This window comes from Phycicoccus endophyticus, assembly GCF_011326735.1.
Classification (GTDB): Bacteria; Actinomycetota; Actinomycetes; order Actinomycetales; family Dermatophilaceae; genus Phycicoccus; species Phycicoccus endophyticus.
In genome coordinates this window covers 1-14,920 of sequence record NZ_JAANCN010000007.1, presented here as the reverse complement: position 1 = coordinate 14,920, position 14,920 = coordinate 1, and the positions used below count along the sequence as shown (strand labels likewise).

The 14,920-nt window shown below is 75.8% G+C and carries 15 protein-coding genes and 1 pseudogene; 4 read left to right on the top strand and 12 right to left on the bottom strand.

Annotated features, from left to right (window positions below):
- Positions 1-7: 7 nt before the first annotated feature.
- The 5 genes from pruA to G8D98_RS15480 all read right to left on the bottom strand — a co-directional run bounded on the left by pruA (position 8) and on the right by G8D98_RS15480 (position 5,555).
- Positions 8-1,636 (bottom strand): L-glutamate gamma-semialdehyde dehydrogenase, encoded by a 1,629-nt coding sequence (gene pruA, locus G8D98_RS09135; protein WP_166102044.1) that lies wholly within the window; start codon positions 1,634-1,636, stop codon positions 8-10.
- An 81-nt stretch (positions 1,637-1,717) separates the two neighbouring features.
- Complete coding sequence (locus tag G8D98_RS09130) at positions 1,718-2,146, bottom strand: DUF6912 family protein (RefSeq protein ID WP_166102042.1); 429 nt, start codon at positions 2,144-2,146, stop codon at positions 1,718-1,720.
- A 19-nt stretch (positions 2,147-2,165) separates the two neighbouring features.
- Positions 2,166-3,611, bottom strand: a complete 1,446-nt coding sequence (locus G8D98_RS09125) for a WS/DGAT/MGAT family O-acyltransferase (RefSeq protein WP_166102039.1) — start codon at positions 3,609-3,611, stop codon at positions 2,166-2,168.
- Between the two features lie 13 nt (positions 3,612-3,624).
- The gene (locus G8D98_RS15485) at positions 3,625-4,896 is read right to left on the bottom strand and encodes a CpaE/TadZ family protein (protein WP_187566764.1); all 1,272 of its coding nucleotides are present in this window, start codon (positions 4,894-4,896) and stop codon (positions 3,625-3,627) included.
- Entirely contained in the window at positions 4,893-5,555 is a 663-nt protein-coding gene (locus tag G8D98_RS15480; RefSeq protein ID WP_166102036.1) for an SAF domain-containing protein, read from the bottom strand. Before G8D98_RS15480 ends, G8D98_RS15485 begins: the two co-directional genes overlap by 4 nt.
- Positions 5,556-5,656: 101 nt before the next feature.
- On the opposite strand from G8D98_RS15480, the gene G8D98_RS09110 reads away from it, so the two are divergent.
- Entirely contained in the window at positions 5,657-5,890 is a 234-nt protein-coding gene (locus G8D98_RS09110; protein ID WP_166102034.1) for a helix-turn-helix domain-containing protein, read from the top strand.
- 6 nt (positions 5,891-5,896) lie between these two features.
- Here the strand turns inward: G8D98_RS09110 and G8D98_RS09105 are convergent, their stop codons facing one another.
- The gene (locus tag G8D98_RS09105) at positions 5,897-6,439 is read right to left on the bottom strand and encodes a hypothetical protein (RefSeq protein ID WP_166102031.1); all 543 of its coding nucleotides are present in this window, start codon (positions 6,437-6,439) and stop codon (positions 5,897-5,899) included.
- A 62-nt stretch (positions 6,440-6,501) separates the two neighbouring features.
- On the opposite strand from G8D98_RS09105, the gene G8D98_RS09100 reads away from it, so the two are divergent.
- Together G8D98_RS09100 and G8D98_RS09095 are read left to right on the top strand one after the other, a co-directional pair.
- Positions 6,502-7,239, top strand: a complete 738-nt coding sequence (locus tag G8D98_RS09100; protein WP_166102028.1) for a LysM peptidoglycan-binding domain-containing protein — start codon at positions 6,502-6,504, stop codon at positions 7,237-7,239.
- On the top strand, positions 7,236-7,778 hold the full coding sequence (locus G8D98_RS09095; RefSeq protein ID WP_166102025.1) for an Rv3235 family protein: 543 nt from the start codon (positions 7,236-7,238) through the stop codon (positions 7,776-7,778). The genes G8D98_RS09100 and G8D98_RS09095 overlap by 4 nt, the downstream gene beginning before the upstream one ends.
- Before the next feature lie 18 nt (positions 7,779-7,796).
- On the opposite strand, the gene G8D98_RS15690 is transcribed toward G8D98_RS09095, so the two are convergent.
- The gene (locus G8D98_RS15690; RefSeq protein WP_420813543.1) at positions 7,797-8,105 is read right to left on the bottom strand and encodes a YecA family protein; all 309 of its coding nucleotides are present in this window, start codon (positions 8,103-8,105) and stop codon (positions 7,797-7,799) included.
- 86 nt (positions 8,106-8,191) lie between these two features.
- Positions 8,192-10,676: pseudogene (gene secA, locus G8D98_RS09090) on the bottom strand (preprotein translocase subunit SecA); the annotation flags it as partial.
- 172 nt (positions 10,677-10,848) lie between these two features.
- Here secA and G8D98_RS09085 point away from each other — a divergent pair.
- Positions 10,849-11,988 carry a GNAT family N-acetyltransferase gene (locus G8D98_RS09085; RefSeq protein ID WP_166102020.1) on the top strand — a complete coding sequence of 380 codons (1,140 nt, stop codon included), beginning with the start codon at positions 10,849-10,851 and terminating at the stop codon, positions 11,986-11,988.
- Here G8D98_RS09085 and G8D98_RS09080 read toward each other — a convergent pair.
- From G8D98_RS09080 to G8D98_RS09065, 4 genes are all read right to left on the bottom strand, one after another.
- Complete coding sequence (locus G8D98_RS09080; RefSeq protein ID WP_166102018.1) at positions 11,978-13,174, bottom strand: winged helix-turn-helix domain-containing protein; 1,197 nt, start codon at positions 13,172-13,174, stop codon at positions 11,978-11,980. The genes G8D98_RS09085 and G8D98_RS09080 overlap by 11 nt on opposite strands.
- Positions 13,167-13,826, bottom strand: coding sequence for a response regulator (locus G8D98_RS09075; protein WP_166102015.1), 660 nt, complete (start codon positions 13,824-13,826; stop codon positions 13,167-13,169). Before G8D98_RS09075 ends, G8D98_RS09080 begins: the two co-directional genes overlap by 8 nt.
- A gap of 55 nt (positions 13,827-13,881) precedes the next feature.
- A complete protein-coding gene (gene hpf, locus G8D98_RS09070) occupies positions 13,882-14,517 on the bottom strand; it encodes a ribosome hibernation-promoting factor, HPF/YfiA family (protein ID WP_166102012.1) in 636 nt (211 codons plus the stop codon).
- Between the two features lie 139 nt (positions 14,518-14,656).
- On the bottom strand, positions 14,657-14,920 hold a 264-nt coding region (locus tag G8D98_RS09065; protein WP_276509391.1), incomplete at its 5' end, for a ComF family protein.

Here is a 14,920-nt window from a genome sequence, read left to right as displayed (position 1 = left end):
GCCGCGCTCAGCCCATGTGCGGGTAGCGGTGGTCGGTCGGCGGCACGAACGTCTCCTTGATCGAGCGCGTCGAGGTCCACCGCATGAGGTTGGCCGCCGAGCCCGCCTTGTCGTTGGTGCCCGAGGCCCGGCCACCGCCGAAGGGCTGCTGGCCGACGACCGCGCCCGTCGGCTTGTCGTTGACGTAGAAGTTGCCGGCGGCGAAGCGCAGCCGCTCGGTGGCGTCGGCGATGGCGGCCCGGTCCTGGGCGATGACGGCCCCGGTGAGCGCGTACGGCGCCACCGACTCCATCTGGTCGAGCACCGTGTCGTACTGCCGGTCCGGGAAGACGTGCACGGCGAGGATCGGGCCGAAGTACTCGGTCGAGAACATCTCGTCGCCGGGGTCGCTGCTCTCGACGACGGTCGGGCGCACGAACCAGCCCTCGGAGTCGTCGTAGGTCCCCCCGGCGAGCACGTCGAGGTGGCTGCTCGCGTGCGCCCGGTCGATGCACGCCACGTGCTTGGCGTAGGCCCGCTCGTCGATGACCGCGCCCATGAAGTTGCCGAGGTCGGTGACGTCGCCCTGGGTCAGCCCCTCGGTGACGCCGACGAGGTCGTCCTTGAGGCGGCGCCACACCGAGCGCGGCACGTAGGCCCGGGAGGCCGCCGAGCACTTCTGGCCCTGGTACTCGAAGGCCCCCCGGACCATCGCCGTGCGCAGCACGTCGGGGTCGGCGCTCGGGTGGGCGAGGATGAAGTCCTTGCCCCCGGTCTCGCCGACGATCCGCGGGTAGTGCCGGTAGGTCGTGAGGTTCTCCCCGATGGTGCGCCACAGGTGCTGGAAGGTGGCCGTGGAGCCGGTGAAGTGCAGGCCGGCGAGGTCGGGGTGGGTCAGCACGACGTCCGAGACGGCGACGCCGTCGCCGGTGACGAGGTTGACGACCCCGGGAGGCATCCCGGCCTCCTCGAGCAGCTCCATCGTCAGCTGGGCCGCCAGCTGCTGGGTCGGTGAGGGCTTCCACACGACGGTGTTGCCCATGAGGGCCGGCGCCGTCGGCAGGTTGCCGGCGATCGCCGTGAAGTTGAACGGCGTCACGGCGTAGACGAAGCCCTCCAGCGAGCGGTGCTCGCTGCGGTTCCAGACCCCCGGCGCGTTGCGCGGCGGCTGCTCCTCGAGGATCTGCCGGGCGAAGTGCACGTTGAAGCGCCAGAAGTCGGCCAGCTCGCACACCGCGTCGATCTCGGCCTGGTAGGCGGTCTTGGACTGCCCGAGCATCGTCGCCGCGTTCAGCCGGGCACGCCAGGGCCCGGAGAGCAGGTCCGCCGCCTTGAGCAGGACGCTCGCGCGGTCCTCGAAGTCGAGCCCGCGCCACCCCGGGGCGGCCGCCCGGGCCGCGTCGACCGCCGCGGCGGCGTCGGCCTTGGTCGCCGACTTCGACACCCCGAGCACCGAGCGCCGGGCGTGCGGCTGGCGCACCTCGAACCGGCGCCCACCGCCCATGACCCGCTTGCCGCCGATCGTGTGCGGGAGCTCGTGCTGCTGCGCGCCCAGCTCGGCGAGAGCCACCTCGAGGGAGGCCCGCTCCGGGCTACCGGGGGCGTAGTCGAGCACGCGCTCGTTGGTCGGGGAGGGGACGTGGGTCACAGCGTCCATGCGGGGCGGCACCTGCTTCGGTCACGACGTCGGGGACGCCTCACACTCTCGCGCCGGCCCCGCACGCGGCGCAAATCCGCCTCAGCCGGCGGCGAGCAGCGTCAGGACCGCGTCGAGCTCGGTGACGTCGTACCAGAGGAGGTCGGCGGTGCCGGTGTCCCCCCGGTGCTCGTCGACGTGGAAGGAGACCAGGCGCGAGCGCGGCACCGGCACCTGGACCTCGACCCGCGAGGGGACCTCGCCCGCCGCCGGGACGGTGACCGCGCCGGCGTCGAGGTCGGCGGCGGCGACGACCCGCCGCTCGTCCCGCTCGCGCAGCGCCTCGGCCTCCTCGCTCGCCGCCACCCAGGCGAGGTGCTCCAGCTCCTCCGCGTCGCCCGGCCGCCCCGGGCCGGCCAGCGCGGGGGTGACGCCGTGCGCCGCGAGCGGGGGCGGGCCGAGGTCCATCCCGTCGACGAGCGCCTCGAGGTCGGCCGCGGTGAGCGGCAGATAGACGCGGGTCAAGGGCATCGTGGGGCCTCCGTGGGTCTCAGGTGCGGCGGGAACGGGGACGCGGTGCCTCGAGCAGCTCCTGGAGGGCCTCGAGCAGCCCCTGGCCGAGGACGTCCGCGTCCGGGATGGCGTCGCGGTCGGCGTAGATCCCGTAGTAGACGCCGCCGTCGTAGGAGGTCAGCCCGATCGAGAGGGCCTGCCCGACGCCGAGCGGGGTCACCGGGTAGGTCGAGACCATCTGCGCGCCGTCGGCGTACAGCGGGGTCTGCGGGCCGGGCACGTTGGTGACGACGACGTTGTGCAGGCGCTTGCCCACCGCGCGCCCGAGCCGCGCCCCGAGGGCGTGCAGCGTCGGGGGCGCGAAGCCGCCGACCCCGGTCAGCGCGTCGGCGGGCACGGCGCGCCGGCCGCCGCCCTCGGTCTGCTGGCGCATCGCGAAGGCGATCTGGTGCAGCCGCATCGAGGGGGTGGGCTCGCCGACCGGCAGGTCGACGAAGCACGCGGTCACCTCGGCGCCCGGTGGGCCCTCCTCGCCGACGTCGGCGGGCTGCACCGAGACGGGCACGAGCGCCCGCACCGTCGTCCCCGGGTGCACCGGCTCGCCGCGGGTCAGCATCCACGAGCGGAAGGCGCCGGCCACCGTCGCGAGGACGACGTCGTGGACGGTGACCTGCCCGCCGGCCGCGCCGGGGCCGAGGCGGGCCCGCACCGCCCGGTAGTCCTCGAGGTCGGTGCCGACCATGACGTAGCGGCGGGCCCGGCCGACCGAGGCGTTGAGCGGCGACTCCGGGGCCGGGCGCGCGGAGAGCCGGGCGAGGGTCGTCACGACGTCGGCGGCGACCCCGGCGACCTGGCCGGCCGTGCGGGCGACGTCGGCGACACCGTGCTGGAGGGTCTCGAGCAGCTGCCCCGGCGTGCGCACCACGTCGGCGAGCGCGCCGACGACGAGCTCGGCCGACGTGGGCTCGGGGCGGGGGCTCCACGTCGCGAGCACCCCCTCGCCACCGGTGGGGTTGCCGTCGACGATGACCCCGCCGATGTCGACGCCGTGGACCCCGTCGACGAGGCTGTGGTGGCTCTTGGTGATGATCGCGAAGCGGTCCTCGGCGAGCCCCTCGACGAGGTAGACCTCCCACAGCGGCCGCAGCGGGTCCAGCGGCCGCGGGAGGATGCGCGCGACGAGCTCCTCGAGCTGCTCGTCGGAGCCGGGACGGGGCAGGGCGCTGCGCCGGACGTGGTAGCTGAGGTCGAAGGACTGGTCGTCGACCCACACCGGGGGCCCGATCCCCAGGGGGACGGTCCGCACCCGCTGCCGGTAGCGCGGGACGTGCGCGATCCGCTCGCTGATCAGGTCGACGAGGCGCTCGTAGTCGAAGCCGGTGTCCGGGACGTCGAAGACCATGACCGAGCCCACGTGCATCGGCGTCGTCGCGTCCTCGAGCCGCAGGAAGGACGCGTCGAGCGCGCTGAGCCGGTCGGTCACGCGCCCTATCGTGTCAGACCCGGGCGCGCCGCCGGGTGCCGTGGCGGCCCGCGGTGGGGGCACCCACGCACCGCTCGTCGAGGTCCGCGGCGAGCGCCGCGACCTGTGTCAACAGGGGGGAGCGCGGGCGCACCTCGGTCAGGGCGCGGCCGGTCAGCACGGCCTCGTCGCAGTCCTCCGGCGCCCACGGCAGCAGGCGCACCTCCTCGAGCCCGGCGAACCGGCCGAGGACCTCGCGGATCGTGCGCTCCGGACGCGGCCCGGCGGCCGAGGCCCGCACCTTGTTGACGAGGACCGTCGGGGGCGGGGCGGGGCGGACCGCGAGGTCCTGCACGCCACGCACGAGCCGCTGGAGGCCCACCGGGTCGGCCGCCCCGACGACGACGAGCCGGTCGGCGGCCTCGAGCGCGGTCAGGGTCGCCGCGTTGCGCCGGGGCGCGGCGGTGTCGTAGCTGAGCTCCTCGTCCTCCTCGAGGGCGAAGCCGGTGTCGACGACGACGTGGTCGACGATCCCGCGCGCCAGCCGCAGCACGTCCTCGACCGCCGCCGGCCGCAGCTCGGGCCAGCGGTCGGCGCGCGGCAGGCCGGTGAGCACGCGCAGCCGGGGCAGGGCCTCCGGGGCGAGCCGGGCCAGCCCGGGCACGTCGAGCAGCCCCTGCTCGGAGGCCCGGGCCGCGGCCGCGACCCCGGGAGCCTCGTCGACGAGCCCGAGCAGCTGGGCCACCGACGCCCCCCAGGTGTCGAGGTCGACCAGGAGGGTGCGGATGCCGGCACGGGCCAGGGTCGCCGCGAGCGTGACCGCGACCGTGGTGCGACCGGGAGCCCCGGTGGGACCCCACACGACGGTGACCGGCGTCGGCGCCCGGGGCGCCTCGGGCTCCTCCTCGACCTCACCCGTGGACGCGGCCGCGGGGCCGAGGGGCCGGGAGGTCGTCGCCTCCGCGAGGCCCCCGAGGACGGCGGCGACGGTGGCCGCGTCGTCGTCGGGGTGCAGCACACTCGCCACCCCGAGCTGGCGCAGGCGGCGCTCGCCGTCCTCGTCCTCGGGTGCGGCCAGGCCGGCGACGCGCACGCCGTGCCCCGCGAGATGCCGCAGGGCGTCCCGGTCCAGGCCGCGCAGGTCCGGGGAGACCACCGCGACCCGGGCCACCCCCGCGGCCCCCGTCGAGAGCAGCTCGGGCAGGTCGGCGCACCGTCGCACGAGGGTCACCTCCGCCGCGGCGCCGACGACCTCGACGAACCGGGCCTCGTGCCGGTGGGTGAGCGCCGTGACGACCGTCGTCACGAGGGGCCGCCGGGGACGGGGACGAGGGTGATCCGGGAGCCGGCGTCGACGTCGCCGACGAGCCCGGGGACCGCGTCGCTCGGGACCATGACCCGGACCGCCCGGGTCTGCTCGGCCCCGGCGAGCACGGCGTCGGCCTCGGCCACGCCCGCGACCGAGACCCGTTGCAGGACCCGCTCGGGCCCGGCGTAGCGCGTGCTGCCGACCCCGGCGGACCCCTGCCGCGGCCGGTTGACGTAGACGTCGACGAGCGCCCCCCGCGCGAGGACGCCGGCCGAGGTGGCCTCGACCTGGAGGGCGAGCTGCTGGACCCCGACGTCCTGGGCGCTCCCGACCCCCGAGCTCGGCACGAGCTCGCCGGCGCGCAGCTCCCGCAGCGCGTACCGGGCCTCGGGCAGCGGGACGTCGGCCGCGAGGTAGTCCGCCGCTCCCGAGCCGAGGCGGACGCGCACGACCGCGACGTCCTCGGCGGTGAGCCGCTGCCCCGGGGTCCAGGCCCGGGCCGCCGCGTACACGGGGACGGTGTCGTCGGCGTGGGCCAGGACGAGCCCCCCGAGCGCCGTGGAGACGAGCACGAGGAGCACGCCGACGAGCAGCCGCGAGTCGCGCCAGGACGGCGCGCGCAGCCGGGAGGCGGTCGGTGTCGGCAGGTCGCTCATGGCGGCGATCCTGCCCCAGTCCGCCCGTGCGCGCCCGCCGGTGGGCCGGCCCTGTGGACGGCCGGGCCGGGCGGGAGGGGCCCGGGTGGCACACTGGCGCCGTGCCCCGCCGCTTCATCCCGCTCACCGAGGTCTCGGAGATCCTCGACATCTCCGCGGCGCAGGCCTACGCCCTCGTCCGCAGCGGCGAGCTGCCGGCGATCAAGGTCGGCGGCCGCGGCCAGTGGCGGGTCGAGACGAGCGAGCTGGAGTCCTACATCGCCCGGATGTACGCCCAGACGCGCGACGTCGTCGCGACCCGCGGTGAGCAGCCGCCGCAGGAGCCGCCCGGCTGACCCGGGTCAGCCGCGCGAGTCGACGCGGCCCAGCGCCGTGAACGGCACGGCGAGCACACGGGTGACGTTCGCCCGTCGCCGAGGCTCCCCCTCCGGGTGCTCGGCGAGGACGAGGTGGTCGGCGCCCACGACGTCGAGCGTGCCGGTGAGCGCCGGCCCCTCGCTCAGCCCGAGGACCACGCCGGCGCGGTCCCGTGCCAGCGCCCGCAGGGCGTAGCCGAGGCCGAACCGGCGGGCGGTGCGGGCCGGCTCCGCCTGCGGCGGCAGCCCGGTGACGGTGAGCAGCGCCGGGAGCGGGACGAGCACTTCGGTGCGCCCGGCGGCCAGCAGCAGCCAGCCGTCGCCGACGTCGCGCAGCCGTCCGGAGACCGCCGAGCCGCCGGCGACCCGCAGCCCGAGCTCGTGCCCCAGCCCGGCGGCCAGCCGCGCGGTGAGGTCGACGAGGGCGCGCTCGCGCCGGGTGCGCTCGGCCACCTCGCTGTCTCGCTCGCGTCGTTCCTCGGCGGCCAGCTGCCCCTCGAGGTCGGCGAAGAGCCCCTCCCATCGCATGGGTCCACAGGGTACGCACCGACCGCTTGCCACCGCCGGCCGCGGACTCTAGGGTCAAACGCATGCAAACGTCGTCAAACAGCCACAGGGCGCACCGTGCGCGGCTAGCCGCCGCGGTTCTGGGCACCGCGCTCGCCGCGGTGGCGGCCGGGCTGCTCGCCCGGGCGGCGGCCTCGGCCTGCGCCGCCGCCGCTCGGGGTGCCCCGTCGGACCCGGCGCAGGCCCTGCTGGCCCTCGTCGCCGGTCTCGGGGCGCTGGGGCTGGCCTGGCTCGTCCTCGGCGTCCTCCTGGAGGCGCTCGCCCGGGGTCCGGGGGTGGTGGGGCGATGGGCCTACGCCGCGGCGGCGCTGCTCAGCCCGCGGCTGGTGCGCCGGGCCGCGGCCCTCGTCCTCGGGGCGGGTCTCGGCGCGGGGCTCGGGGCCGGCGGTGCCGTGGCCGCCCCCGCCCGGGAGGCCGCGGTCGCCGTCACCCGGGCGGTGGCCGCTCCCCTCCCGGAGCCCTCGTGGTCGCCTCCGCCCGATCCCGGCTGGACCCCCACCGCGCCCCCGGTGCGCCGGCAGCCGGAGGTGGCCGTCGTCAGCGGCCCCGCGCCCGGCCCCGGGCCGGAGGAGGTGGTCGTGCAGCGCGGTGACTCGCTGTGGTCGCTCGCCGCGCGACACCTCGGTGAGGGGGCGACCGACGCCGAGGTCGCGCACGCCTGGCCCCGCTGGTACGCGGCCAACCGCGCCGTCATCGGGCCCGACCCCGACCTGCTCCTGCCGGGTCAGGTCCTGCGGCCCCCGGGCGCGGGGCCCTCGTGAGCCGGCCCGGGCTGCACGTCGCGCCCACCCCGCGGCCGCTGCCCCCGGCGCTGCCGCTCGGCGAGGCGGTGCGCCGGGGGCGGGCCGCAGCCGGCGCACCGGCGGGGCGGGTCCCCGGGTACGTCCAGGACGCCCTCGCCGTCGACTTCTCGTGCGCCTCCGACGAGCAGGTGTTCGGTCCGCAGCGCACGGCACGCGGCGACCTGCCCGACCCCGCCGCCTGGGCCGCCCGGATGGCGCAGGCCCTGCTCGAGGTGATGACGGGCGCCCGGCCGGCGCCGCAGGTGCTGCGCTGGACCACCCCGGAGGTCTACGCCGTCCTCGCCCGGCGCGGCGCCCGGGTCGCCCGCCGGGCCGGCGTGGGCCGGGCCCCCGGGCGCCAGCGCGTCCTCGTGCGCCGGGTGCGGGTGTGCGAGCCCGCCGACGGCGTCGCCGAAGCGGCCGTCGTCGTCGAGCACGGCCGCCGGGTGCGCGCCGTCGCCCTCCGGCTCGTCGGTCAGGACGGCAAGTGGCGGGTCAGCGCACTGCAGGTCGGGTGAGCGGCCCGCGGTCGGCGCTCAGCGCCGGCCGTGGCACATCTTGAACTTCTTGCCGGACCCGCACGGGCAGGGCGCGTTCCTCGGGGTGGAGGAGAGCTGCTCCTGGGTCAGGGTGGCCGTCGCGGCCCCCGCGCCCCGGACCTCGACCTCGCCGGTCTCGGTCGGCGCGGAGTAGTTCAGCCCACCGGTGCGCGGCCGGCCGACACCGACGCCGGAGACCTCGACGTGCGGCTGGTCCTCCTCGCCCGGCGTGGGCTCCTCGGCGGGCTCGACGGCCGGCTCCGACGCCGACTCCTCGGGCGCCGCCGGAGCGCCGGACCCGGCCATCGCCCCGAGCATCTGCGAGACGTGGACCGGCTCGGCCGCCGGCGCGGCCTCGGCGGGCTGGTCGACGTTGACCTCGACGTGGAAGAGCAGCCCGACCGACTCCTCCTTGACGGCCTCGTTCATCGCCTGCCACAGCTGGAAGCCCTCGCGCTGGTACTCCACGAGCGGGTCGCGCTGGGCCATGGCGCGCAGCCCGATGCCCTCCTGGAGGTAGTCCATCTCGTAGAGGTGCTCGCGCCACTTGCGGTCCAGCACCGAGAGCATGACGCGCCGCTCGACCTCGCGCATCACCTCGCTGCCGAGCGCCTCCTCGCGCTCGTCGTAGGCCCGGTGGGCGTCGGAGAGGATCTCCTCCTTGAGCAGCTCGGTGGTGAGCGCCGAGCGTCCACCGGCGGCCTCCTCGAGCTGCTCGGGCGTGATGCTCACCGGGTACAGCGCCCGCAGCGCACCCCAGAGCCGCTCGAGGTTCCAGTCCTCGGCGAAGCCCTCGGCGGTCTCGGCGTCGATGTAGCCCTCGACGACGTCGTTGACGAAGAAGCGCAGCTGCTCGTGCAGGTCCTCGCCCTCGAGCACCCGGCGCCGCTCGGCGTAGATGACGGTGCGCTGCCTGTTGAGGACGTCGTCGTACTTGAGGACGTTCTTGCGGATCTCGAAGTTCTGCGCCTCGACCTGGGCCTGGGCGGACTGGATGGAGCGGGTGACCAGCCGGGACTCGATCGGCTGGTCGTCCTCGAGCTTGGCCGTCGTCATGACGCGGTCGACGAGACCCGCGTTGAACAGCCGCATCAGGTGGTCCTCGAGCGAGAGGTAGAAGCGCGAGGCGCCGGGGTCGCCCTGGCGCCCGGAGCGCCCCCGCAGCTGGTTGTCGATCCGCCGCGACTCGTGCCGCTCGGTCCCGAGGACGTAGAGGCCGCCGAGGGCGGTGACCTCCTCGTGCTCGGCCGCGACGTCGGCCTCGGCGGCGGCGAGCGCGGCGTCCCAGGCCGCCTCGTACTCCTCCGGCGTCTCGTGCGGGTCGAGGCCGCGCTCCTTGAGCGCCGCGACCGCCCGGAACTCCGGGTTGCCGCCGAGCATGATGTCGGTGCCGCGCCCGGCCATGTTCGTCGCGACCGTCACCGCCGCCTTGCGCCCGGCCTCGGCGACGATCGCCGCCTCGCGCTCGTGGTGCTTGGCGTTGAGGACCTCGTGGCGCACGCCGCGGCGGCGCAGCTGCTCGGAGAGGTACTCCGACTTCTCCACCGAGACGGTGCCGACGAGCACCGGCTGGCCCTTGGCGTGCCGCTCGGCGATGTCGTCGACGACCGCCTTGTACTTGCTCTCCTCGGTCCGGTAGACCAGGTCGGCGACGTCCTCGCGGATCATCGGGCGGTTGGTCGGGATGGAGACCACGCCGAGGTCGTAGATCGAGCTGAGCTCGGCGGCCTCGGTCTGGGCCGTGCCCGTCATCCCCGAGAGCTTGTCGTACATGCGGAAGTAGTTCTGGAGGGTGATCGTCGCGAGGGTCTGGTTCTCGTTCTTGATCTCCACCCCCTCCTTGGCCTCGATCGCCTGGTGCATGCCCTCGTTGTAGCGGCGCCCGGCGAGCATCCGGCCCGTGTGCTCGTCGACGATGAGGACCTCGCCGTTCATGACGACGTAGTCCTTGTCGCGGGTGAAGAGCTCCTTGGCCTTGATGGCGTTGTTGAGGTAGCCGATGAGCGGGGTGTTCGCCGACTCGTAGAGGTTGTCGATGCCCAGGTGGTCCTCGACCTTGTCGATGCCGCGCTCGAGGACACCGACGGTCTTCTTCTTCTCGTCGACCTCGTAGTCCCCGCGCCCGGACTCCAGCTCGCCGCGCTCGAGCCGCTGGGCGATCCGGGCGAACTCGGTGTACCACTTGGTCGGGGCGTCGGCCGGCCCGGAGATGATCAGCGGCGTGCGCGCCTCGTCGATGAGGATGGAGTCGACCTCGTCGACGATGCAGAAGTTGTGCCCCCGCTGGACCAGCTCGTCGGTCGACCACGCCATGTTGTCGCGCAGGTAGTCGAAGCCGAACTCGTTGTTCGTCCCGTAGGTGATGTCCTTGGCGTACTCCGCCCGGCGCTGCTCGGGGGTCATCGAGGCGAGGATGCACCCGGTCTCCAGGCCGAGGAAGCGGTGCACGCGGCCCATGAGCTCGGACTGGTACTCCGCGAGGTAGTCGTTGACCGTGATGACGTGCACGCCCTTGCCGGTGAGCGCGTTGAGATAGCTCGGCAGGGTGGCCACGAGCGTCTTGCCCTCACCGGTCTTCATCTCGGCGACGTTGCCCAGGTGCAGGGCCGCCCCGCCCATTATCTGGACGTCGAAGTGGCGCTTTCCGATGGTGCGCCGGCTCGCCTCGCGGACGGCGGCGAACGCCTCGGGCATGATGTCCTCGAGGGTCTCGCCGTCGGCCAGCCGGGCCCGGAAGGTGTCGGTCTCGGCGCGCAGCTCGGCGTCGGTGAGCGCCGTGAAGTCCTCCTCGATCGCGCTGACCTGGGCCGCGATGCTGTCGAGCCTCTTGAGGATGCGCCCCTCACCGGCACGCAGCAGCTTCTCGACGATCTTCACGAGCAGGACTCCCTCGGGGCAGACGACACGCAGGCGGTGCCTGACCGCCGGACCCGCCCAGGGTAGTCGAGGCCCCGGGAGCCGCCCGCCGGGCGGGGCACGCCACGTCAGGCCAACGGCACGGCATGGTCCCCGAGTTCCCCGCGTGGCCCGCCGGTGGTTGGCTGACGCCATGACGGTGACGACCTTCCCCGACGACGTGCCCGAGCTGGGCGACGGGCAGGTGCGCCTGCGCGCGCACCGGTCGGCCGACCTCGAGCGCATCGTCGAGCAGTGCACCGACCCCGAGTCGCTGCGCTGGACCACGGTGCCCCGCCCCTACGGCCCGCAGCAGGGACGCGAGTGGCTGGCCGCGCTCGAGGCGGCCTGGCGGGACGCCGCAGGGAACCGCACCTGGGCGGTCACCCGTGCCGACGACCCGGGCGGGACCTACCTCGGCGCCGTCGACCTGCGCCCGAGGGTCGGGGACCAGGTCGCCGAGCTCGGCTACGGGCTGCACCCCGAGGCGCGGGGCTGCGGCGTGATGGCCGCCGCGGTCCGGCTCGCGTGCCGCTGGTGGTTCGAGCGCGGGGGGAGCCGGGTGCTCTGGCGGGCCGCCCGGGGCAACTTCGCCTCCTGGCGGGTGGCCTGGGCGTGCGGCTTCACCCGCCACGGCACCCTGCCGGGCTCGCTCGCCGACGGCGACGGCGGGCCGGCCCTGGACGCCTGGCAGGCCAGCCTGGGCGCCGAGGACCTCATGGAGGCCCGCACGCCCTGGTGCGAGCCGACCGCCCTCGGCAGCCCGGCCGCGGGCGGCCTGCGTCTGCGGCCCTGGCGGGACGAGGACGTCGAGGCGCTCGAGACGCTCGAGCAGCCCTCGCACCACATGCCGGCGCGGGGGGTGCTCGACGCCGACACCTTCCCCGAGTGGCTGCTCACCCGACGGGAGAAGATGGCCGTGGGGACGACGGTCAGCTGGTGCGTCGCCGACGACGAGCACGACCGTGCCCTCGGTGAGGTGCTGCTCTTCGTCACCGAGGGCACGCTCGAGGACGACACCGCCGAGCTCGGCTACCAGGTCCTGCCGGGCGCTCGCCGCCGCGGCGTGGCCACCGCGGCCGCGCGCCGGGTGGTCGAGCACGCCTTCACCGCCCGGGCCGACGGGGGCCTCGGCCTGCGCCGGCTCGTCGCCCGCACCGCCGAGGACAACGTCGGGAGCACCCGCGTCCTCGACGCCCTGGGGTTCGAGCTCTGGGGCACCGAGGCCGCCGCGGACGTCCTGCCCGGTGGGCGTACCGTCGCCGCCCTGCACTGGGAGCTGCTCAGGGGCTGACCGCGCCCAGGCCGAGCCAGCCGGCGAGCGTCCCGAGCTCGGCGTCCAGCTCCGCCCGCTCGGCGGGGTCGCCGTGCCCTTCCTCCCACGTCGTGCGGCGTACCCGCAGCACACCGGCGGGGCGGTCGCTCTTGAGGTCGACCCGGGCGACGAGGCGGTCCCCGAGCAGGAACGGCAGCACGTAGTAGCCGTGGACCCGCTGCGGCTCGGGGACGTAGATCTCCAGCCGGAAGTCGAACCCGAACAGTGCCCGGGTGCGCTCGCGCTCCCAGACCAGGGAGTCGAAGGGCGAGAGCAGGGCCCGGGCGTGGACGGCGCGAGGCCGGCGTGCGTCCCGGTGGAGGTAGACCGGGCGTCGCCAGCCCTCGACCACCGCGGGCAGCAACGTGCCGTCCTCGACGAGAGCGGCCAGGGCCGGACGGGCCTGCTGCGGGGTGAGCCGGACGTAGTCGCGCAGGCACTGCTCGCTGCCGACCCCGTGAGCCCGGGCGGCGAGCGCCACGAGCGACCGGACGGCCTCCTCCTCGCCGGGCCGCCGGCCGGGGTCGAGTGCCGCCTCCCGGACCACGGGGGGCAGGACGCGGGCGGGATGGGCGTAGCGGCGTTCGAACTGCGCCGTGCGGCCCGCGCTGGACAGCTCGCCGGCCCAGAAGAGGTGCTCGAGGGCGTTCTTGACGAGCGACCAGTTCCAGCCCCAGTCCTCGCGCTCGCGGGGCAGGTCGTGCGCGAGCGCGGCCTCGACCTGCCGGCTGGTCATCGGGCCGCGGGCGGTCACCTCGGCACGGACGGCGGCGACGAGCTCGGGGTGCTCGCGGGCGACCCGGCGCATCCCGCCCCAGGCGTCGGAGCGGGCGCGGCGCATCCTGAAGTCCAGCAGCGGCCACACCTGCGGCGCGACGAGGGAGGCCTCGTGCGCCCAGTACTCGACCATCCGCCGCGGGGCCCGGTCGCGGGCGCGGTCCAGCAGCCCCCGATCGTAGGGGCCGAGCCGGGAGAAGAAGGGCAGGTAGTGGCTGCGGACGAGCACGTTGACGCTGTCGATCTGCACGACGCCGACGGTGTCGAGGACCCGCTGGAGGTCGCGGGTGCCGGGGAGGGCCGGTCGGGGCCGGGCGAACCCCTGTGCCGCGAGCGCGATGCGGCGGGCGGCGGGGCGGCTCAGGCGGACCGGCTCGCGCTCAGCCATCCGGGGACGGCGCGCTCTCGCCGCGCGTGGGGACGGGAGCGTCCGGCCGGGAGCGGAGCGCGGCGAGGATGCCGCCGAGGAGGGGGGCGAGCTCGCCGTCGGCCAGGCCGAGGGCGGCGGCGGCCTCGGCCTGCGACATCCCGCGGGCGAGCAGCCGCAGCAGCCGGGTCTGCGCCGGCCCGGGCCCGGGCCGGCGCCGGCCGAGCTCGTCGAGCAGGGCGGCGGCCAGGCGCGCCGGGAGCACGGCACCACCGGCGTGCACATGACGGACCGCCTCGGCCACCTCCTCCCCCGGCCGGTCCTTGAGCAGGCAGCCGACCGCGCCCACCCGCAGCGCCTCGAGCAGCTCGTCCTCCTCGTCGCTCATCGTCAGCATCACGGTGCGCACGTCCGGAGCGTCGACGGACAGCCGGGCGACGGCGTCGATCCCGCCGAGGCCGGGCATCCGCACGTCCATGAGGACGACGTCCGGGCGCACCCGGGCGCAGACCGCGAGCGCCTCCTCGCCGTCGCCGGCCTGGCCGACGACCCGAGCGGAGCCGTCGAGCTCGACGACGAGCGTCATGCTCTGCCGGTAGCGGGCGTGGTCGTCGGCGATGACGACCCGGACGGGGTCCCCAGCGGGGCCCGCGTCGCTGCTCACCTCGGCCACCGGCCCATCCTCGCGCACGACCTCGCCGGGCGCAGGCGGTCCGCGCCGGGGCCGCTCAGGAGGCCGCGACCTCGACGTCGTCGCCGGCCAGGCCGTCGTCGAGGTCGAGGTGGAGGACGCCGTAGGACCATCCCCGCCGGCGGTAGACGACGCTCGCCCGGTCGGTCTCGACGTCGTGGAAGAGGTAGAAGTCGTGACCGACGGCCTCCATCTCGCGCAGGGCGTCCGCGAGGGTCATCGGCCTGGAGTGGTGCACCTTCTCGCGGACCTCGATCGGCGAGTCGCCGAACGGGCCGTCGGCGTCGCCGGGCCCGGGCTCCGGCCCGTCCTCGGGCTCGGGGATCCGGGCGGTGGCCATCGCCACCGACTCCGGCGTGCGCCGGCCGCGGTGGACCTGTCGGCGGTCGCTGCGGCGCCGCAGCCGTTCCATGAGCTTGTCGAGGACGACGTCGAGGGCGGCGTACTTGTCGTCGGCGCACGCCTCGGCCCGCACGACGGGGCCCTTGGCGTAGATCGTGACCTCGACCCGGTCGCAGGCCTTGGCCTGGCGCCGGTTGGCCTCGTGGCTGACCATGACCTCGACCCGCCGGGTCCGGGGTTCGAGCTGGGTGATCTTGGCCAGCTTCTCCTCGATGTGCTCCCGGAATCGGTCGGAGACGGTCAGGTGCCGTCCGGTGACGACGATGTCCACTGGGGTCCTCCTCGTGCTCGATGGTGTCGGGGCGCGCGTCGCGCGAAGCGTCAGGGGCACCACCTCCGCCGCACGGGGTCCATGGACCGACGCTAGCCCCCGGCCGGGGGGCCCACAACCGGGTGTCCCGTCGTGCCGCTCACGTCCACCCGCCGCGGCCGGGCCGGACGGCGGGCGTCGCGGCGACCACCGCCCCCGCGACGTGCACGGCGCCCGCCGACCGGAGGGCCCGCGCGGCCTCCGCGAGGGTCGCCCCGGTCGTCACGACGTCGTCGAGCACGACACACGCGGCACCGCGCACCGCGTCCCGGGCCACCGGCGGCACGGCCAGCGCGCCGGCGAGGTTGGCCGCCCGGGCCTGCCGCCCGAGGCGCGCCTGGTCGCCGACCCGGCGGGTGTGCCG

Coding starts and splice junctions, on each gene's coding strand:
- G8D98_RS09130 (WP_166102042.1), bottom strand. CDS start 2,146: ATGCCCTTGACCCGCGTCTATCTGCCGCTCACCGCGGCCGACCTCGAG.
- G8D98_RS09085 (WP_166102020.1), top strand. CDS start 10,849: ATGACGGTGACGACCTTCCCCGACGACGTGCCCGAGCTGGGCGACGGG.
- G8D98_RS09100 (WP_166102028.1), top strand. CDS start 6,502: ATGCAAACGTCGTCAAACAGCCACAGGGCGCACCGTGCGCGGCTAGCC.
- G8D98_RS15480 (WP_166102036.1), bottom strand. CDS start 5,555: ATGAGCGACCTGCCGACACCGACCGCCTCCCGGCTGCGCGCGCCGTCC.
- G8D98_RS09080 (WP_166102018.1), bottom strand. CDS start 13,174: ATGGCTGAGCGCGAGCCGGTCCGCCTGAGCCGCCCCGCCGCCCGCCGC.
- G8D98_RS09105 (WP_166102031.1), bottom strand. CDS start 6,439: ATGCGATGGGAGGGGCTCTTCGCCGACCTCGAGGGGCAGCTGGCCGCC.
- G8D98_RS15690 (WP_420813543.1), bottom strand. CDS start 8,105: ATGGCCGGGTCCGGCGCTCCGGCGGCGCCCGAGGAGTCGGCGTCGGAG.
- pruA (WP_166102044.1), bottom strand. CDS start 1,636: ATGGACGCTGTGACCCACGTCCCCTCCCCGACCAACGAGCGCGTGCTC.